This window comes from Uliginosibacterium sp. 31-16 (assembly GCF_030730865.1).
GTDB lineage: Bacteria > Pseudomonadota > Gammaproteobacteria > Burkholderiales > Rhodocyclaceae > Uliginosibacterium.
In genome coordinates this window covers 222,035-240,419 of the sequence record NZ_JAVALZ010000004.1, presented here as the reverse complement: position 1 = coordinate 240,419, position 18,385 = coordinate 222,035, and the positions used below count along the sequence as shown (strand labels likewise).

Below are 18,385 nucleotides of genomic sequence, written 5' to 3'. Positions count from 1 at the left end.
CAGGACCGTGAAACGAAACCGCGCCGATGATAGTGTGGATTGCCCATGCGAAAGTAGGTCATCGTCAGACTATCTATGCAAACCCGCTACAGGTCTCCTGTAGCGGGTTTTTGCTTTCTAACTCGAAATGAATTCGATTGTGCAATGCGGATTGACATACCTACCCTTACGGGTAGGATCAAAACGTTTGTTTGAGTTTCACGCTTTCGCATTTCTTTGTGTCTGGCGTTGATCAATCCGGCACAACCCAAGCCTGCATGCAAGAGCGGCTGATCCGTTTTTCTGAGGGATTCCGTTGCCAGCTACCAATGCTGGAAACGGACTGTGTCTCGAGCCCAAATAACCGTGGGATACCACACTCGCTGAGTGATTCAAAAGAGGAGAGTTGTATGCAGGGAAGAGTCATCGTTCAAGCTGCTGCTTTGGCGGTAGGGCTTGGTTTTATCGGCGGAGCGAGTGCATCCGGGTTTCAATTGCTGGAGCAAAATGCCAGTGGCTTGGGTAATGCCTATGCTGGCTCCGCTGTTGTCGGAGAAAATGCCAGCGTAGTGTTTTATAACCCGGCAGCCATGACCAAACTGAATGGCGGCAATATTTCTGCAGGTTTGACTCTCATAAAGCCCAGCTACAAGTTCAAGAATGACGGAAGCAGTAATGGATCTGCTGCAACCGGAGGTGACGGTGGAGATGCTGGGGGTATTGCTGGATTGCCCAACCTCTATGCAAGCTGGCAGTTGAGCGACAAATGGTTTGCCGGGATCGGAGTAGGCAGCCCGTTTGGATTGAAAACCGAATACAACCATGACTGGGCAGGACGGTTTCAGTCGCAGACCTTCGATATCAAAACGTACAACGTAAACCCGTCCTTGGCGGTCAAGGCGACAGATTCCATTTCGCTCGGTTTTGGTGCCAATTATCAGCGCATGGAAGCGTTGTACCAGCGGAATGCCGCAACGCTTAATGGCGTGACACAGGCCGCTATCGTTACTCTGGAAGCTACAAGCGAGGCCTATGGCTGGAATGCCGGCGCGACGATCAAATTGAGCCCGAGTACCGAGTTGGGTTTTTCATATCGGTCCAAGATGTTCCACAATCTGGAAGGTACGCTGAGTTCGAACAATCAGGCCGTATCCCAGAATGCGTTCGCAAAGGCAGACATCACTCTGCCTGATACATATACCTTCAGTGTCGCCCAACAGATTAGTGAGCGTTGGGAGATGCTGGGTGATGTTTCCCGTACGAATTGGAGTACGGTTGATAAGGTGGATATTGTGCGCACCTCGGATGCCGGGGCGGGTAAACCGGCCGGCAGTGTTGCACAGCAGCTGGATGCGAATTTCCGCGACACATGGCGGATTGCTCTGGGTGGCAATTACAAGATCGACGATAACTGGAAGTGGAAATACGGTATCGCCTACGATCAGTCTCCCGTCCGTGGTGTCGAGGAGCGCCTGGTTTCATTGCCCGACAACAATCGTTACTGGCTTTCCACCGGGATTCAATGGAAATTTGATAAATCAACGCTTGTTGATGTAGGGGTCGCATACCTGTACATCCCGGAAGACAAGGTGGACGCGAATCAGAGCAGCGCCTATCGTGGTCGCGTTGCCGGCAGTTACGACGGGAGCATCATAATTCTGGGTGCGCAGATGACCCGCACATTCTGATTGTCGAGTCGAAACTGCTTGTGGAATGCCCGGTTTGCTGACCGGGCATTTTTTTATCTGTTCAAGCGACAGAAGGGGATGACCTTCCATATGAAGGTCGTCTGCAAGTATGATCATCAGGATCGAATCAACGACCTGCGACAGTTCAGGTCAAACGGCAAGGGGCAAAATTGACGCCGCATGACATCGTCTATGGCTTGGTAGGGCTTTTGCTGGCGTATATCGCGTGGTTGTTGTTGCGGTATTTCGCGACGCCGTCCCGCAGGCCTGAGAAGGCTGATCCGCTGGAGTTCTCTGACACGTCTTCCGAAACCATCCATTCCCAGATTCTGGGCGGGCTGCCGGGCAAATCATTTTCAAGCGTTTTCTATGATGGGACCCCGCCGGCAATGGCGGCAGAGGTTGATGAACGGCCCGAGCCTAAATTGATGCGCCCTGTCGAGCCGGACGCCAGTGCGTTCGGGTTTGATGCCTTGCTCGAAATGCGACAGACCCGGGTTTTGCTGGACGAATTGCGGGCAGACCATGACGCTCTTCAGGCCGAGCTGGCTGACCTCAAGGAGCAGATATCCGATCTTCGTGCTGCGGCGCAGGTTTCTCCTTTGTATGGTGAGGCAATGGCACTCGCACGACGCGGCTACGATGTACAGGCAATTGCCGAGCGATGTGATATTTCAGTGGCAGAGGCTGAGCTGGTTCGATCACTGAGTGGCGACTCGGCAGACGGGGAGACGAAACATGCTGGATCATGATGTGAAGAGTCGTGGCGGTGACGAAGCACAGGAACGCCGTAAGGTTGTGATTCGCGTAGCGGTGGCTGCCGGTTTGATCGTGACGCTGCTTGCGACGCTTCTGATTCTTGAGCAGCAGAAGGAAACGAGCGAGCCATCGGCGATGCCGGTGGTGAGCAAGCCCGATATCGGTGTGGCGGTGACCAGTTCCGCCAGCGGTCTTTCCGAAGAGGTGCAGGAGGCAATCAAGGGCGCTCCGGATACAGCGCAGGCCGAGTTGGCGTCCATGTCTGCTCCCCGCGCGGAAGATCCAGGCCCCTTGCCTGCTGCCGCACCTGTCGTGCCGGAAGGCAGCCTGGATCCTTCCGTCAAACCCATCCTTGGAGCCCCAGCCCCAGCCCCAGCCCCGATACGGCCAGCTCCGCGGACTGGCAAGCCGGTCAATGGCGATCGCTTGTTTGTTGAGGCTCCCAGAGCCGCCGCGGCTCCAGCGCCTGCAAGCGTTTCACCCGCTCCGGTAGCGACACCTGCGGCGCCATTGGCCAATGGCAACTTCGTGGTTCAACTGGGTGTGTTCAACAGTGTTTCAAATGCGGAGGATCTGCGCAGCAAGCTCAAGCAGGCTGGAATTCCCTCACAACTGGAAACCCGGGTCCAGGTAGGCCCCTTTGCCAGCAAGGAAGAGGCGGTCAAAGCTCAGGAGAAGTTACGGACACTGGGGTTGGGCAACGGGATGCTGGTCGCAGCAAAAAAGCCCTGATTTACAGGGGATTACAACTGCATCTTCGGGCTTTTTCTGGCCGGGTCTGGCGTAGATTGGCTAGTCTGTATTTCCTGTGATCGAGAGGAGAGGAAAATGAAAATCGATAGTCCGCGTTTCGGCAGTCTTGAAGTTGCCGCCAACAAGGTGATCGAGTTTCCGGCCGGGCTGCCCGGTTTTGAGAACTGCAAGCGGTTCACGCTGATTGAAGTTGCGAGCCATGTGCAAGAGGTCGCCGTGCTGCAGAGCGTCGAGATGCCGGAACTGGCCTTCTCGGTCACGACTCCGGATCTGCTCGGACTGCATTACGAATTCGCTCTCACCGAAGATGAGGAAAAGCTGCTGGGGGCCGGAAGCGCTGAGGATATGGCCGTCATGCTGATACTGCGGCATGAGGACAGGGAGGAGCTTCACCGCAGAGCGGGAGACGGGCCTGTCAGAGCCAATCTGATGGCGCCACTGGTGATCAATGGAGCAACCATGCGCGGCCTGCAGAAAGTCATTGCCAAACTCGGCTGTGACGTTACTCTGCGCTCTGCCGACTGAGCCTGCTCTTGAGTGTCTGTCTGTAAACCCGCAACTGGCCTGCGTCTTGAGCAAGGCATGCTGAAGATCCGCGCGGATTATGGATTTTCGGTGTGACGCGCTGAAGACCCAAGCTGCAGGCGCGTTTTCGGCATGCTCGGGGGGCTTTTCGTTCCGGCGCATGTGCTTCCTGCGGCCTGATCGTGCTGGTTCGCCGCGACAGCCGTCAGCCCCTGTTAGACTTCGAGCCTTGTCTGATCCTGTGTTCCGGAGTCCGCCATGTCACGCCACGTCGTAGTCACTGCCAATGCCCCGGCCGCCATCGGCCCCTATTCCCAAGCCATTCGCGCCGGCAATACGGTTTATCTTTCGGGTCAGATCGGGCTGGACCCCATCAGTGCTCAGCTTGTCGAAGGCTTCGAGGCGCAAGCCGTGCAGGTTTTTGCCAATCTCAAAGCAGTGGCGGAGGCCGCCGGTGGAACACTGGGTAACGCGGTGAAGCTCAATATTTATCTGACCGATCTGGCAAATTTCGCCCGCATCAATGAACTGATGCAGCAGAACTTCGAGGCGCCTTATCCGGCGCGTGCCACGCTGGGGGTAGCGACGCTGCCGCGCGGCGCACTGGTCGAAATCGACGCCATTCTCCAGCTCGATTGAGCAATCTTGAAGGCCGCAACACCTTCTTCCAAACCGGCAAAACAGCCTTCTGTTCTGACCGGACGCTTGCACAAGCTCGGCATCTACAATGATGCCGACATGCTGCTGCATCTGCCGATGCGTTACGAAGACGAAACACGCATCACCCCGATCGCGGCAGCTGCGCCGGGGATGCCGGCGCAGGTCGAGGCGGAGGTCGAGCATGCCGAGGTGACGTTCCGTCCACGCCGGCAACTGGTGGTGAAACTGCGCGACGGAAGTGGCAGCCTGATTCTGCGCTTTCTCAATTTCTACCCTTCGATCCAGAAAATGCTGGAGCCCGGCCGATGGGTGCGGGCTTTCGGCGAGATCCGCAGCGGATTCTGGGGCGACGAAATGATTCATCCGCGCTTGCAGGCGGTGACCCTTGGCGAGGCTCTGCCGCAATCGCTTACTCCCATCTACCCGGCAACTGCCGGGCTGGCCCAATCTGCCTTGCGCAAGCTGGTGATTCGGGCGTTCGAGCGCGCCAGTCTCGTCGATCATCTGCCCGAGGCGCTGCGGCGCAGCCTCAAGCTGGCCGGCTGGGAACGCAGCTTGCGCTATCTGCATCAGCCTCCGCCGGATGCAAGACTTGGAGCGCTGGAAGATCGCAGCCATCCTGCCTGGCGACGTATCAAATTTGACGAACTGCTGACCCAGCAGATCCAGCTGCGCCGCGCCTACATCGAGCGTCGTGCCCATGCCGCCGCGCGCCTGCCCGCACTGGGGCTGCTGACTGCCCGGCTCATCGACGCTCTGCCGTTTGCCCTGACTGGAGCCCAGCGTCGCGCGGTTGACGAGGTGGCGCGCGACCTGGCCCAGGCTTGGCCGATGCAGCGTTTGTTGCAGGGCGATGTGGGCAGCGGTAAAACCATTGTCGCCGCACTTGCCATGTTGCAGGCCGCCGAGAACGGTTTGCAGGCAGCTTTGATGGCGCCGACCGAGATCCTCGCAGAACAGCATTACCGCAAGCTCTCAGGCTGGCTTCTGCCCTTGGGAATCGAAGTGGTGTGGCTGTCCGGGTCGCAGAAAAAACGCGAGCGCACGGCCATGCTGGAGAAGATTGCCAGTGGTGAAGCCCTCTTGGTGGTGGGAACCCATGCGCTGATTGAAGATACCGTGGTGCTGGAAAAACTGGGCCTTGCCGTGGTGGATGAACAGCACCGTTTCGGCGTGCGCCAACGCCTGGCTTTGCGCGAGAAGGTCGTCGGGCGTCTGCCGCACATGCTGATGATGAGTGCCACGCCCATTCCGCGCACGCTGGCGATGAGCTACATGGCGGATCTGGATGTCAGCGTGCTGGATGAGTTGCCACCGGGGCGCACCCCCATTGTCACGAAGCTTGTCGCGGATTCACGCCGCGACGAAGTCATCGCCCGGGTTCGCGACGCCTGTGCCGAGGGGCGCCAGGCCTACTGGGTTTGCCCGCTCATCGAAGAAAGCGAAACGCTGCAATTGCAGACCGCCGTCGAGACCTTTGAAACCCTCTCGGCGGAGCTGGCGGAACTGCAGGTCGGACTGGTGCACGGCCGTCTCAAACCAGCGGAAAAGGCCGAGGTCATGGACGCTTTTGTGCGCAATGATGTGCAGGTGCTGGTTGCTACCACGGTGATCGAGGTCGGCGTGGATGTGCCGAACGCCAGCCTGATGGTGATCGAGCATGCCGAGCGTTTTGGTCTGGCTCAGTTGCACCAGCTGCGCGGGCGGGTCGGGCGCGGCGCTGCGGCCTCCAGCTGCGTGCTGGTGTATGCTCAGCCCTTGTCACAGAACGGGCGAGAGCGTCTCAAGGCCATTTACGAGACGACCGACGGATTCGAGATAGCCCGGCGTGACCTGCATTTGCGTGGGCCCGGCGAATTCATCGGTGCACGTCAGAGTGGGGTGCCCCTGCTGCGCTACGCCGATCTGGAGCAGGATGTCGATCTCATCGAGATTGCCCGGCAGGCCGCTGAAGAGTTGCAGGCGCGCCACCCTGAAGCCGCCGATGCCTTGCTGGCTCGCTGGTACGGTGGGCGCGCAGAACTGTTGAGAGCCTGAAGCCTGCCTCAATCCAGCCGGAAGCGTGCCACGGCGCTATCGAGATCCTGCGACAAGCCTTGCAGCGCACGTGCAGAAGCGGCATTGGCATTTGCGATGACAATGGCCTCCTCGCTCATTTGAGCGACGTGCTCGACACTCTTGGCAATATCCTGCGCAGCGGTGGTCTGTTCGCGGATTGCACTGGAAATGTCCGTTACCATGCTGCTCACGCGATCTGTTCCGGTCACGATCTGACGAATCGAATTGCCGGCGGCCTCCGCCAGGCGCGTGCCTTCCTCCACTTTGACTACTCCGTCCTCCATTTCATGGATGGCCGAATCCGTTTCGCTGAGCACTTCCTCGATCACCTTGGCGATCTGCTGGGTGGATTGTCCGGTCCGTTCAGCCAGCTTGCGCACTTCATCGGCCACCACTGCGAAACCGCGCCCCTGTTCGCCGGCGCGGGCGGCCTCGATGGCGGCGTTCAGCGCCAGCAGATTGGTCTGGTCGGCGATTTCGCGGATCACATCCACAATCTGGTTGATCTGCTGTGATTTCGCTCCCAGTCCTTGCAAGGTGCTGGATGCCTTGTTCACGGTACTCGCCACACTGTGCATCTGTTCGGTGGTGCCGAGGATCACCTCCACGCCGGCACGGGCTTCCTGGCCCGATTGTTCGGTCGTCTGATGGGCTTCATTGGCATTGCTTGAAAGCACGTTGATGGACACCGTGAGTTCCTCGATGGCCGCTGCAGCGGAATTCATGGCGTCGCCTTGGGTGGTGGCCTGGGTGTGGATTTCCTGCGAGCCGTGGGTCAACGCCTGGGCCTGGTCGCTCAACTCGCCGGCGCTGCGGCGCATGGTGCGTACCGAGTCGCGCAAGCCGTTCTGCATTTGCTCCAGCGCTGCGAGCAACTGGGTGATTTCGTCGTTTCCCTTCACCACGATTTTTTCGGTCAGATTGCCTTGCGACACTTCGCTGGCCACACGCACTGCTCCCTGCAGAAGGCTGACGATGGGACGCAGAATGAAGTGTGCGGCCAGTGCTGCAGCAATGATGCTCAGCAGTACGACTCCGAGGCTGACGCCCAGCGCACGGCGCGAATCTGCTTTGGCTGCTTCAAAACTGCTGGCTGCCAGTGAGTCTTCCACCCCAAACAGATCACGTACGGCGTTGCGTGAATCACGAAATGCTTCGGTGGTGAGTTTGTCGCTCGCTACCGCTTTGGCCTTGTCGAAATCGCCAGCCTTGAGCGCGTCAATCCAGGCCGTGCGTTGTTGTACGAACTTGCCCAGCGAGGCTTCGTATTTGTCGACGAACTTGCGTTCGTCCTCTGAAGTCGCGGTGAGTTTGACCTCACCCCACAGTTTTTCTACGTTCCCCAGCAACTTGCCTACCTGTGACATTTCGCTGCTGGCGGCTTCCGGTGTTGCTGCCAGGGTGGCTCGCAGCAGGCGTACCCGGACGACATTGGAATCATCCAGCATGGCCCCAAGTTTGGCCAGATTCTGGGTCTGCTGGCTGTACATGCCTTGCAGGCGGGCGTCGGCACGGCTGTTGCTCCAGTATGCGATCAGCGCTTGCATCACGATCAGGGTGACGAGCAAGCCCATCAGGGCAAGGAATTTCTGGCGGATGCTCATGACACAACCTCCACGCGGGGGACGATAGTCAAATAACGGCGTCAGCACCGCCAGGCTTGAGCCGTAATTGTGGCGACGCGCTATCATCGGGGCAGATAACCAAGGAGGACGCCGGGATGAACGGGCTGCAAAGACTCGATGCATGGGAAAAGCTGATGCGCCTGGACAAGCCGATCGGCATCCTGCTCTTGCTGTGGCCCACCCTGTGGGGGCTGTGGTTTGCCGCGTCAGGCATTCCGGGCCTGTGGGTGTTGTGGATCTTCCTGCTGGGTACCGTGCTGATGCGCTCGGCTGGCTGCGTCATCAACGACTGGGCCGATCGGGATTTCGACGGCCACGTTGCCCGTACCCGCGAGCGCCCGTTGGTGAGCGGGCTGGTGAAGCCACGTGAAGCCCTGCTGCTGGCTGCCGGATTGGCGCTGCTGGCGTTCCTGCTGATCCTGCCCTTGAACCGACTGGTGCTGTGGCTGTCGATTCCGGCGCTGCTGCTGGCGGTCAGCTATCCGTTTACCAAGCGTTTCCTGGTGATACCGCAGGCATGGCTCGGGATCGCCTTCGGTTTTGGCATTCCCATGGCGTTTGCCGCGGTGCAGGGGATGCTCCCTGCGCTGGCCTGGTGGCTGCTGCTGGGCAACGTGTTCTGGGCCGTGGCGTATGACACGGAATACGCCATGGTCGACCGCGCGGATGACCTGAAAATCGGCATCCGTACCTCGGCCATCACCTTCGGCCGCTTCGATATCGTTGCGGTGGCGATCTGCTACGCTGCCTTTCTCGCCATCATGGCCTGGGTCGGGTTGCAGACCGGGCGGGGCGGAGCCTATTTCGTCGCGCTGGGCCTGGCGGCCCTGATCGCCATTCACCATCTGTTCCTGATCCGCGAGCGGGAGCCGGCCGCCTGTTTCAAGGCCTTCCTGCACAACAACTGGCTGGGTCTGATGATCTTTGTCGGTCTGTTTGCCGATTATGGCGTGCGCTGGTGAAATGCTCGGCGTGGTGCTTTCCGGGCCACCCATGCGAACCATGATGAGCGTTTGTTCCACGCCCATTTCACGTGAATTCCTGTGACGACCCTTATGCAATACAAAGACCTGCGCGACTTCATCCATCAGCTCGAAGCCCTTGGCGAACTCAAGCGAATTCCGGTGCCGGTGGATACCCATCTGGAAATGACCGAGATTGCCGACCGCGTGCTGCGCGCCGGCGGCCCGGCGCTGCTCTTCGAGAAGCCGCATACACAGGGCGTCGCCAAGGGCATGCCCGTGCTGGCCAATCTTTTCGGCACTCCGCAGAGGGTGGCTTTGGGAATGGGCGTCAGTCCTGATTCTTCAGGCGATTGGCAAAAACCGCTGCGCGAAGTCGGCAAGCTGCTGGCCTTTCTCAAGGAGCCGGAGCCGCCCAAAGGTTTGCGCGACGCGTGGGAGAAATGGCCGGTGCTCAAGCAGGTGCTGAACATGTCGCCCAAGGAGGTGAGTCGCGCGCCGTGCCAGGAGATCGTGTGGGAAGGCGATCAAGTTGATCTCGGCAAGCTGCCCATCCAGCATTGCTGGCCGGGCGACGTGGCGCCGCTGATTACCTGGGGTCTGGTGGTGACGCGCGGGCCGCTGAAGACGCGCCAGAATCTGGGCATCTACCGCCAGCAGGTGCTGGGAAGGAATCGCGTGATCATGCGCTGGCTGGCGCACCGCGGCGGCGCACTCGATCTGCGCGAATTCCAGCAAGCCAATCCGGGCCAGCCTTTCCCGGTGAGCGTGGTGCTGGGCTGCGACCCGGCGACGATTCTGGGTGCGGTGACGCCGGTGCCAGATTCGCTTTCCGAATACCAGTTCGCGGGCCTCTTGCGCGGTGCGAAGACCGAGCTGACGAAGTGCATTGGCAACGATCTGCAGGTGCCGGCCAGTGCCGAGATCGTGCTCGAAGGCTTCATTTATCCGGATGATCTGGCAGCGGAAGGCCCGTATGGCGATCACACCGGCTACTACAACGAGGTCTCGGAATTTCCGGTGTTCACCATCGAGCGCATCACCATGCGGAAAGATCCGATCTATCACAGCACCTACACCGGCAAGCCGCCGGACGAGCCGGCGATGCTGGGTGTGGCGTTGAACGAGGTGTTCGTACCACTGTTGCAAAAGCAGTTCCCGGAGATCACCGATTTCTACCTGCCGCCGGAAGGCTGTTCGTATCGCATGGCGGTGGTGAGCATCAAGAAGGCTTACCCCGGCCATGCCAAACGGGTGATGTTTGGCATCTGGAGTTTCCTGCGCCAGTTCATGTACACCAAGTTCATCATCGTCGTGGATGAGGATGTGGACGTGCGCTCCTGGCAGGAAGTGATCTGGGCGATCACCACGCGCATGGACGCCACGCGTGACACCACGCTGGTCGACAATACGCCGATTGACTATCTGGACTTCGCCTCGCCGGTGGCCGGACTGGGCAGCAAGATGGGCCTGGACGCCACCAACAAGTGGCCGGGCGAAACCCAGCGCGAGTGGGGCCGCACGATTGAAATGGATGCTGCGGTGAAGCAGCGCGTGGATGCGCTGTGGGGCGAACTGGGGCTATGAAAGGACACGCCATGCCTGACGACAAGACCATCGACGTGATTGACGGCAATGCCTTTACGCCGGCGCAGCCCGGGCACATCCAGCTCACGCACGTCCTCTACCTGCTGCACGCCATCGGGCTGGTGATCGGCGCGTGGTCGCAGGCGGCAACCATGATCGGGGCCTTCCTGTTTGGCTGGACTTCGATCATCGCCATCATCATCAACTACGTGAAGCGCGATGCCGTGAAAGGCACTTTCCTGCAGAGCCATTTGGCCTGGCAGGCCGACACCTTCTGGCTGTGCGCCATCGCGATGCTGATCGGCATGGTGCTTTACCTGCTGCTGGTCGGCTTCCTGATCAACTGGCTGCTGTTCGGACTGGTCGGCCTGTGGGCGGTGTACCGCATCATCAAGGGCTGGCTGGCGCTGCAGGAAGGCAAGCCGGTCGCGTAAGCAGGCTGGCTGAAGAGCCGCTTCCCGCCTGTGTCTGCAGGCAATGTGCCCGAAGACGCCCTGTGCGGGCCGCTCTTCAGGCAGGCATGGTGAAGAGTGCCGCCGGATGCGGCTCTCCCGCTAGATCTCTTCTGCGCGGTGGCAGGCCGTCCAGTGGCTGTCGACCAGACGCAGCTCCGGCACATCCGTTGCACAGGCCGCGATAGCGTGCGGGCAGCGGCGGTGGAAGGCACAGCCCGGAGGCGGATCCAGCGGCGAGGGCAATTCGCCCTTGGCCATGAAACGCACCTGGCGCTGCTCCGGATCCACCCGTGGGGTGGCTGACAGCAAGGCGCGCGTGTACGGGTGGCGCGCATGGTCAAAGATCTGGCGCTTGGTGCCGTGTTCGACGACGCGACCCAGATACATCACCAGCACCTCATCGGCAATGTGCTCCACCACCGCGAGGTTGTGCGAGATGAACAGGCAGGCGACGCGGGTTTCCTGCTGCAGGTCCATCAGCAGATTGAGCACCTGCGCCTGGATCGACACGTCCAGCGCCGACACCGGTTCGTCCGCCACCACCAGTTTCGGGTTGGTCATCAGCGCGCGGGCAATGGCGATGCGCTGGCGCTGGCCGCCGGAAAACATGTGCGGATAGCGACCGTAATGCTCGGGGCGCAGGCCGACGCGGGCCATCATGGCGCGGGCCTTGTCGCCGCGCTCGGCGGCCGTCAGCGTGGTGTGGATCTTGAGAGGCTCTTCGAGGATGCTGCCCACCCGCTTGCGCGGGTTGAGGCTGGCGTACGGGTTCTGGAACACCATCTGCACCTGGGGGCGCAGCTGCTTGCGCTCAGCCACGGTGGCGGTGGCAATGTCGATGCCATCGAGGCGCAGGTGGCCGGCGGTGGGCGTTTCGATCATGGTGATCTGGCGCGCCAGGGTGGTCTTGCCGCAGCCGGACTCGCCGACCACCGCCAGCGTCTTGCCGGCATCCAGATGGAAGCTCACGCCGTCGAGCGCCCGCACCAGTGCCTTGGGCTTCATGAAGCCGGTGGACACCGGGTAGTGCTTGGCGAGGCTGTCGACCTGCAACAGGAAATGGGTGTGATTCGTGGAGTGATCGTTCATGACTTCACCAGCGGGTAAAAGCAGCGCACGGCACCAGCCGGGGTGTGTTCGAGGGCCGGATGTTCGCTCTGGCAGCGTGCGTTGGCAAACGTGCAGCGCGGCGCGAGCAGACAGCCGACGGGGCGGTCGAAGGCGCCGGGAACCACACCGGGAATGGTCTGCAGGCGTTCGCGGCCGGCGTTGTTCTCCGGCAGGGCCGACATCAGCGCAGCCGTATAAGGGTGCTGTGGCTCCTTGAAAATGGCCGGCACACTGCCGGTTTCCATGACCTGGCCGGCATACATCACCACCACGCGCTGGGCGGTCTGGGCGACCACGCCCAGATCATGCGTGATCAGCATCAGGGCCATGCCGCGCTCGCGCTGGAGGCGCAACAGCAAATCCAGCACCTGTGCCTGCACGGTCACGTCGAGTGCCGTGGTCGGTTCGTCAGCAATCAGCAGGCGCGGGTTGCAGGCGATGGCCAGCGCGATCATCACGCGCTGGCTCATGCCACCGGAGAGCTGATGCGGATAGGCCGCGAGGCGGCTTTGCGGATCGGGGATTTCCACCTGCTGAAGCAGTTCGAGGGCCCGGGCGCGCAGTGCGCGGCGGCTGCCGCCTTCATGCACGGCCAGGGTTTCGACCAGATGGTCGCCGACCGTGTAGCAGGGGTTCAGGGTGGTGCCGGGGTCCTGGAAAATCATTGCAATGTCGCGACCGAGCATGGCGCGGCGCTCACGGGCCGGCATTTTCAGCAGGTCGCGGCCATCGAATGTCAGGCTGTCGGCAAACACGCGGCCGGGCGCGTCGATCAGGCCCATCAGGGCCAGCGAGGTGACGCTTTTGCCGGAGCCGGATTCGCCGACGATACCGACGACTTCGCCGGCTTCGATGGAAAGGTCCAGACCGTCGACGGCGCGCATCGGGCGCTCGTCTGCGCCGAAATGGACCGAAAGGTTCTTGATGTCGAGAAGTGCCATGGCGTTCAGCGTTTCAGTTTCGGGTCGAGTGCATCGCGCAGGCCGTCACCCATCAGGTTGAAGGCCAGTACGGCGAGCAGGATGGCGATGCCGGGCAGGCTGACAACCCACCAGGCGCGCTGGATGAATTCCAGGGCGCCGGCGAGCATCGAGCCCCATTCCGGTGTGGGCGGCTGGGCGCCGAGGCCGAGAAAGCCGAGTGCTGCCGCATCCAGGATCGCGGTGGAAAACCCCAGAGTGGCCTGCACGATCAGCGGTGCGAGACAGTTCGGCAGGACGGTGATGAACATCAGGCGCAGGGTGCCGGCTCCGGCGATGCGCGAGGCGATCACGTAATCCTTCTGCAGTTCGGCAATCGCCGTGGCGCGGGTCAGGCGCACGAAGGCCGGCAGGCGCACGATCGCGATGGCATACATGGCGTTGGCCAGTCCCGGTCCGAGGATGGCGATCACCGCCACCGCCAGCAGCAGGCTGGGCAGTGCGAGCAGCATGTCCATCAGGCGCATGATGGCCGTATCCACCTTGCGTCCGTAGAAGGCCGCCGCCAGACCCAGAACGACGCCCAGTGACAGTGACAGGGTCACCGAGATCAGACCGATGGCCAGTGACAGGCGTGAGCCGAAGATCAGGCGCGAGAGCATGTCGCGCCCGACTGCGTCGGTGCCGAGGAGGAATTTCACGCTGCCGCCGTCTTCCCAGGCCGGCGGGGTGAGGACGGCGTCGCGGAACTGTTCGATCGGCGAATGTGGGGCAACGAAACCGGCGAACAGTGCCAGCAGCAGATAGGTGCTGACCAGCGCGAGACCGAAAACGGCGCCCTTGTTGCGGCAGAAATCGCGCCACAGCTCGGCCATCGGTGAGGGCGGCGCGAGCACGGCAAGTTCGTCCGGCGCGGAGGATGGGGTGTGAGGCGTATTCATCGTGGGCTCAGCGGGCATGACGGATGCGGGGATTGATGACGCCGTAGAGCACGTCTACGAGCAGGTTGACGACGATGACCAGGGTGGCCGAAAGCAGGATGCCGCCCTGAACCACCGGATAGTCGCGGCGGTGGATGGCTTCAACCATCCATTTGCCGATGCCGGGCCAGGAGAAGATGGTCTCGGTGAGGATCGCGCCGGCCAGCAGCGTGCCCACCTGCAGGCCGATCACCGTGATCACCGGGATCAGCGCGTTGCGCAGGGCATGCCGCACGACCACGCGCAGCGGAGAGAGACCGCGGGCGCGGGCGGCACGCACATAGTCTTCGCCCAGAACTTCGAGCATCGCCGAGCGGGTCATGCGGGCGAGGGTTGCGAGCGGGATGGTGCCCAGCGCGATGGTCGGCAGGATCAGGTGCGACACGGCTGACAGGAAGGCGCCTTCTTCACCGGAGAGGATCGAGTCGATCAGCATCAGGCCGGTGACGCGGGCCGGGTCGAACTCGATGGCGAGCCGGCCGGAAACCGGGGTCCAGCCCAGATGTACGGAGAAGAACAGAATCAGCAGCAGAGCCCACCAGAAGATCGGCATCGAATAGCCGGTGAGCGACACGCCCATCACGCCATAGTCGATCGGTGTATTGCGCTTGAGCGCGGCGATGACGCCGGCCGGAATTCCCAGGCAGACCGCAAACAGCATCGCGCACAGCGAGAGTTCGAAGGTGGCGGGGAAGCGGTCGAGGAACTCACGCAGCACCGGTTCCTGGGTGACGATGGAATTGCCCAGGTCGCCCTTGGCCGCCTTGAATACGTAGTCGATGTATTGCACCGGCAGTGGCCGGTCCAGACCGAATTCGGTCATCAATGCCGCATAGCGCGCAGGCTCCATGCCGCGTTCGCCGGACATGGCCTCTACCGGGTCGCCGGGGATCAGATGGATCAGGGCGAACACCAGCACCGTGATGCCGAGGAAGGTCGGGATCAGGACGCCGAGGCGTCGCAGGATGAAAGAAATCATGGATTGAACACTTCGTGATCAGAAACAACAGACCGCCGCCCTTGCCATGAAAAGCCTGGCGAGGACGGCGGCGGGGCGGGCAGGCTATTTCATTCCCGGAGCAAAGATGTCGCGAAGACGAGGCGCAGATCCGTGCTGGCGCACGGCAAGCCGACGTCGGCAAACACAGGTCTGGTCCGGGAATGAAATTACTTGCCGGTTACGTCCACTTTGGAAAAGTAGTGATTGGTCGGCACGGCGGCGGTCTTGTAGCCCACCACGCTCTTGCGAACCGGCTCGAAGCGCACGGAGTGGGCGATCGGCACCCACACGGCCTCTTCCTTGACGATTTCCTGAGCCTTCTCGTAGAGCTTGCTGCGCTCAGCCTTCTGTGCTGTGCTGGCGGCCTTCTTGATGATGCCGTCGTACTCCTGGTTGCACCAGCGGGCGAAGTTGCCGCCGCCAGCCACGGCATCGCAGGAGAGCAGATTGGCGAAGAAGTTGTCGGGGTCTCCGTTGTCACCGCTCCAGCCGAACATCACGGCCTGATGCTCGCCGTTCTTGGCGCGCTTGCGGTATTCGCCCCATTCGTAGGTCACCAGCTTGGCAGTCACGCCGATCTTGGCCAGATCCGCCTGCACCAGTTCGGCCATGCGTTTGCCGTCCGGGTTGTAGGGGCGCTGCACCGGCAGATACCACAGTTCCATCTCGAAACCATCCTTCAGGCCGGCCTTGGCAAGCAGCTCCTTGGCCTTGATGACGTTGTAGGGATAGTCCTTGATCTTGTCGTTGTACGACCACATGATCGGCGGGATCGGATTCTTGGCCACCTGGCCTGCGCCCTGATAGATGGTGTCGAGAATGCCCTTCTTGTCGATGGCCATGTTGACGGCCTGACGCACCAGCTTGTTGTCGAAAGGCTTCTTCTCGACGTTCAGTGCGATGTAGCCGATGTTCAGACCTTCCTTGGTCAGCAGGTTGATCGAGGTGTCCGCCTTGATCGCGGGCAGATCGGCCGGCTTCGGGTAGGCCATCAGCTGGCATTCGCCGGCTTTTACCTTGGCCAGACGCACCGAAGCGTCCGGGGTGATCGCGAAGATCACGTTGTCCAGCTTGGGACGACCTTCGTAATACTTGTCGTGAGCCTTGTAGCGGATCACGGCATCCTTCTGGTAGGACTGCAGACGGAACGGGCCGGTGCCGACCGGCTCCCGGTCCACGACTTCCGGTGTGCCGGCGGCTTTCATCTTGCTGGCGAACTCGGCCGACTGGATCGACATGAAGTCCATCGCCATGTTGGCGAGGAAGGGGGCGACCGGCGCCTTGAGCTTGAACACCACGGTGTAATCGTCAGTCTTCTCGACCTTGTCGACGATCTTCGCCATGCCCATATCCTGGAAGTAGGCGTAGTTGGTGCCGGGGCTGTTCTTGTGGAAAGGATGGTTGGCGTCTGCCATGCGGTTCCAGGTGAACAGCACGTCGTCGGCGTTGAAATCGCGCGTCGGCGTGAACTTGTCGGTGGTGTGGAACTTCACCCCCTTGCGCAGCTTGAAGGTGTAGCTCAGGCCATCCGGGGAAATCTCCCAGGCGGTGGCCAGGCCCGGCACGATGTTGGTGGTGCCGACTTCGAATTCGACCAGCCGGTTGAAGAGCTGGGCCGAGGATGCGTCGTGGGTGGTGCCGGTGGTGTAGAACATCGGATTGAAGCCCTCCGGGCTGCCCTCCGAACAATACACCAGGGTCTTGGCTGCAAAGGCCGGGGTTGCGAGCAGGCTGAGCAGCAGGCCCGAGGCAATAGCGGTGATACGCAACATGAAGTTCCTCCTGTTGGGCGCCGGCTGGATAAGCCGGCGAAAAGCACGAGTGATGGCCCGGATGGGGCTTGAACGCCGAGGGTATTCGGCAGGGCTACGGATGCGTATGGCTAGTTTATCTACAAGCCAAACCAACTGCAGCCAAAAATTCCGCGAATTGGCAAAAATTGGTCATATGGCTTTGGTGATATGCACAAAACCCGCGTGCAGCGGCCTTTTTCGGGCAGGTATCCCGCGAGTCCGCCTTGTGCCTGCCTCTTCAGGCAAGGGTCGCGGAGAAGTCCGCCAGTAGTCGCTCGCGGGGCAGGTCGCGACCGATCAGGACGATGCGGCTTTCGCGGGCCTCGTCGGCGCCCCAATCCCGCCCGTAGTCGAAGCCGGCGATGCGGTGCACTCCCTGAAAGACCAGCCGGCGCGGCTCGCCGGCGATGGACAGGATGCCTTTGTAGCGCAGCAGATCGTTGGCATGCTCCTCGATCAGACGCTCGACGAATGCCGAGATGGCGTCGATGTTCACCGAGCCTTCGCTCTCCAGTACCAGCGACTCGATGGCGTCGTCCCAGGAACGCTTGGCGGGGGTCTGGCCGAACGCATTCGTGCCCGAACCGGCCACTTTCCAGCCGCCAGCGGGCAGCCGGCGGGCCGGCAGGCCGTGTTCGTTGAGGCTGAAACCACCGGTCTGGAGCAGGCTTGGCCAGTGCGCGTCGAGCTCCTGCACGTCGATGATGCCAGCGCGGGCATTGATGGTGCGCAGGCGCTCGGGCAGGCTGCCGGCGTCAGCCAGATCGGTCTTGGTCAGGATCAGCCAGTCCGCGTAGGCCACCTGGGCGGCGGCCACGGCCTCGCGGTCAAGCTGGCCGGTGGCGTGGCACACATCGACCAGCGTGATCACCGCATCGAGCTGGAACTTGTCGCGCAGCGCTTCTTCCCAGAAGAAGGTCTGCACCACCGGGCCGGGGTCGGCCAGGCCGGTGGTTTCGATCACCAGCCGGTTGAAATGCAGCTCGCCGCGTTCGCGTCGGGCCAGCAGATCGAGCAGGGCGGCGGACAGTTCGCCGCGCACACTGCAGCAGATGCAGCCGTTCGAAAGCTCGATGATGGTCGAGGCTTGCGGGGCGATCAGTGCTGCATCAATGCCGACGGCGCCGAATTCGTTCTCGACAATAGCGATGCGCTGATCCGGATTGGCCGCCAGCAGGCGGTTGAGCAGGGTGGTTTTGCCCGCGCCGAGAAAGCCTGTGAGGAGGGTGACAGGGATCATTTGTAGTATTCCGGGGGCTGGGGGCTGAGCTTCGTCATCAGGCCCCGGCATTGTTCTTCAGCAGCATTTCCCGACCGCACCGCCAAAGCGCGCATCTTCACGGTTGCGGAAAAATTCTGCGTAGCTCATGGGCGTGCGGTCCGGGTGCTTCAGTCGGGTGTGCTGAACATAGGCGTCGTAGTCCGGCTGGCCGACCATCAGGAGGGCTGTTTCACCGAGATATTTGCCGAGTTTTGCGAGGTCATTGAACACGCTGTTTTTCCTGTCGAGGGGCTGGTTCAAGTCTTTCCG

17 protein-coding genes are annotated in these 18,385 nt (G+C 61.3%); 9 read left to right on the top strand and 8 right to left on the bottom strand.

Annotated elements, in window-relative coordinates:
* The first annotated feature begins 389 nt into the window (after nt 1-389).
* From Q9Q94_RS16115 to recG, 6 genes are all read left to right on the top strand, one after another.
* Entirely contained in the window at nt 390-1,667 is a 1,278-nt protein-coding gene (locus Q9Q94_RS16115) for an OmpP1/FadL family transporter (RefSeq protein ID WP_305981143.1), read from the top strand.
* Nucleotides 1,668-1,837: 170 nt separating this feature from the next.
* Entirely contained in the window at nt 1,838-2,419 is a 582-nt protein-coding gene (locus tag Q9Q94_RS16110) for a DUF2802 domain-containing protein (RefSeq protein ID WP_305981142.1), read from the top strand.
* Nucleotides 2,406-3,158: an SPOR domain-containing protein gene (locus Q9Q94_RS16105; protein ID WP_305981141.1), complete on the top strand. Its 753-nt coding sequence runs from the start codon at nt 2,406-2,408 to the stop codon at nt 3,156-3,158. The genes Q9Q94_RS16110 and Q9Q94_RS16105 overlap by 14 nt, the downstream gene beginning before the upstream one ends.
* A gap of 96 nt (nt 3,159-3,254) precedes the next feature.
* The gene (gene fliW, locus Q9Q94_RS16100; protein ID WP_305981140.1) at nt 3,255-3,704 is read left to right on the top strand and encodes a flagellar assembly protein FliW; all 450 of its coding nucleotides are present in this window, start codon (nt 3,255-3,257) and stop codon (nt 3,702-3,704) included.
* 258 nt (nt 3,705-3,962) lie between these two features.
* Nucleotides 3,963-4,343 carry a Rid family detoxifying hydrolase gene (locus Q9Q94_RS16095; protein ID WP_305981139.1) on the top strand — a complete coding sequence of 127 codons (381 nt, stop codon included), beginning with the start codon at nt 3,963-3,965 and terminating at the stop codon, nt 4,341-4,343.
* Between the two features lie 6 nt (nt 4,344-4,349).
* Nucleotides 4,350-6,401 carry an ATP-dependent DNA helicase RecG gene (gene recG, locus Q9Q94_RS16090; protein WP_305981138.1) on the top strand — a complete coding sequence of 684 codons (2,052 nt, stop codon included), beginning with the start codon at nt 4,350-4,352 and terminating at the stop codon, nt 6,399-6,401.
* Between the two features lie 8 nt (nt 6,402-6,409).
* Here recG and Q9Q94_RS16085 read toward each other — a convergent pair whose 3' ends face one another.
* Entirely contained in the window at nt 6,410-8,026 is a 1,617-nt protein-coding gene (locus tag Q9Q94_RS16085; RefSeq protein WP_305981137.1) for a methyl-accepting chemotaxis protein, read from the bottom strand.
* Nucleotides 8,027-8,142: 116 nt separating this feature from the next.
* On the opposite strand from Q9Q94_RS16085, the gene ubiA reads away from it, so the two are divergent.
* The 3 genes from ubiA to Q9Q94_RS16070 all read left to right on the top strand — a co-directional run bounded on the left by ubiA (nt 8,143) and on the right by Q9Q94_RS16070 (nt 11,030).
* Nucleotides 8,143-9,009 (top strand): 4-hydroxybenzoate octaprenyltransferase, encoded by an 867-nt coding sequence (ubiA, locus tag Q9Q94_RS16080; protein ID WP_305981136.1) that lies wholly within the window; start codon nt 8,143-8,145, stop codon nt 9,007-9,009.
* A gap of 93 nt (nt 9,010-9,102) precedes the next feature.
* Nucleotides 9,103-10,596: a 4-hydroxy-3-polyprenylbenzoate decarboxylase gene (gene ubiD, locus Q9Q94_RS16075; protein ID WP_305981135.1), complete on the top strand. Its 1,494-nt coding sequence runs from the start codon at nt 9,103-9,105 to the stop codon at nt 10,594-10,596.
* A gap of 11 nt (nt 10,597-10,607) precedes the next feature.
* Entirely contained in the window at nt 10,608-11,030 is a 423-nt protein-coding gene (locus Q9Q94_RS16070) for a hypothetical protein (RefSeq protein WP_305981134.1), read from the top strand.
* Nucleotides 11,031-11,150: 120 nt separating this feature from the next.
* On the opposite strand, the gene Q9Q94_RS16065 is transcribed toward Q9Q94_RS16070, so the two are convergent.
* The 7 genes from Q9Q94_RS16065 to Q9Q94_RS16035 all read right to left on the bottom strand — a co-directional run bounded on the left by Q9Q94_RS16065 (nt 11,151) and on the right by Q9Q94_RS16035 (nt 18,346).
* Nucleotides 11,151-12,140 (bottom strand): peptide ABC transporter ATP-binding protein, encoded by a 990-nt coding sequence (locus Q9Q94_RS16065; protein ID WP_305981133.1) that lies wholly within the window; start codon nt 12,138-12,140, stop codon nt 11,151-11,153.
* Nucleotides 12,137-13,102, bottom strand: coding sequence for an ABC transporter ATP-binding protein (locus Q9Q94_RS16060; RefSeq protein WP_305981132.1), 966 nt, complete (start codon nt 13,100-13,102; stop codon nt 12,137-12,139). Before Q9Q94_RS16060 ends, Q9Q94_RS16065 begins: the two co-directional genes overlap by 4 nt.
* A gap of 5 nt (nt 13,103-13,107) precedes the next feature.
* A complete protein-coding gene (locus Q9Q94_RS16055; protein WP_305981131.1) occupies nt 13,108-14,022 on the bottom strand; it encodes an ABC transporter permease subunit in 915 nt (304 codons plus the stop codon).
* Between the two features lie 7 nt (nt 14,023-14,029).
* Nucleotides 14,030-15,040 carry an ABC transporter permease subunit gene (locus tag Q9Q94_RS16050; RefSeq protein WP_305981130.1) on the bottom strand — a complete coding sequence of 337 codons (1,011 nt, stop codon included), beginning with the start codon at nt 15,038-15,040 and terminating at the stop codon, nt 14,030-14,032.
* A 188-nt stretch (nt 15,041-15,228) separates the two neighbouring features.
* The gene (locus Q9Q94_RS16045; RefSeq protein ID WP_305981129.1) at nt 15,229-16,833 is read right to left on the bottom strand and encodes an ABC transporter substrate-binding protein; all 1,605 of its coding nucleotides are present in this window, start codon (nt 16,831-16,833) and stop codon (nt 15,229-15,231) included.
* A 259-nt stretch (nt 16,834-17,092) separates the two neighbouring features.
* The gene (locus tag Q9Q94_RS16040) at nt 17,093-18,094 is read right to left on the bottom strand and encodes a GTP-binding protein (RefSeq protein ID WP_305981128.1); all 1,002 of its coding nucleotides are present in this window, start codon (nt 18,092-18,094) and stop codon (nt 17,093-17,095) included.
* 57 nt (nt 18,095-18,151) lie between these two features.
* Nucleotides 18,152-18,346, bottom strand: a complete 195-nt coding sequence (locus Q9Q94_RS16035; RefSeq protein ID WP_305981127.1) for a YbdD/YjiX family protein — start codon at nt 18,344-18,346, stop codon at nt 18,152-18,154.
* Nucleotides 18,347-18,385 lie beyond the last annotated feature (39 nt).

Excerpts from the sequence above, each read along its gene's own strand:
- Q9Q94_RS16115 (WP_305981143.1), top strand. The coding sequence starts at position 390 with ATGCAGGGAAGAGTCATCGTTCAAGCTGCTGCTTTGGCGGTAGGGCTT.
- Q9Q94_RS16105 (WP_305981141.1), top strand. The coding sequence starts at position 2,406 with ATGCTGGATCATGATGTGAAGAGTCGTGGCGGTGACGAAGCACAGGAA.
- fliW (WP_305981140.1), top strand. The coding sequence starts at position 3,255 with ATGAAAATCGATAGTCCGCGTTTCGGCAGTCTTGAAGTTGCCGCCAAC.
- Q9Q94_RS16095 (WP_305981139.1), top strand. The coding sequence starts at position 3,963 with ATGTCACGCCACGTCGTAGTCACTGCCAATGCCCCGGCCGCCATCGGC.
- Q9Q94_RS16085 (WP_305981137.1), bottom strand. The coding sequence starts at position 8,026 with ATGAGCATCCGCCAGAAATTCCTTGCCCTGATGGGCTTGCTCGTCACC.
- ubiA (WP_305981136.1), top strand. The coding sequence starts at position 8,143 with ATGAACGGGCTGCAAAGACTCGATGCATGGGAAAAGCTGATGCGCCTG.
- ubiD (WP_305981135.1), top strand. The coding sequence starts at position 9,103 with ATGCAATACAAAGACCTGCGCGACTTCATCCATCAGCTCGAAGCCCTT.
- Q9Q94_RS16070 (WP_305981134.1), top strand. The coding sequence starts at position 10,608 with ATGCCTGACGACAAGACCATCGACGTGATTGACGGCAATGCCTTTACG.
- Q9Q94_RS16065 (WP_305981133.1), bottom strand. The coding sequence starts at position 12,140 with ATGAACGATCACTCCACGAATCACACCCATTTCCTGTTGCAGGTCGAC.
- Q9Q94_RS16060 (WP_305981132.1), bottom strand. The coding sequence starts at position 13,102 with ATGGCACTTCTCGACATCAAGAACCTTTCGGTCCATTTCGGCGCAGAC.
- Q9Q94_RS16055 (WP_305981131.1), bottom strand. The coding sequence starts at position 14,022 with ATGAATACGCCTCACACCCCATCCTCCGCGCCGGACGAACTTGCCGTG.
- Q9Q94_RS16050 (WP_305981130.1), bottom strand. The coding sequence starts at position 15,040 with ATGATTTCTTTCATCCTGCGACGCCTCGGCGTCCTGATCCCGACCTTC.
- Q9Q94_RS16045 (WP_305981129.1), bottom strand. The coding sequence starts at position 16,833 with ATGTTGCGTATCACCGCTATTGCCTCGGGCCTGCTGCTCAGCCTGCTC.
- Q9Q94_RS16040 (WP_305981128.1), bottom strand. The coding sequence starts at position 18,094 with ATGATCCCTGTCACCCTCCTCACAGGCTTTCTCGGCGCGGGCAAAACC.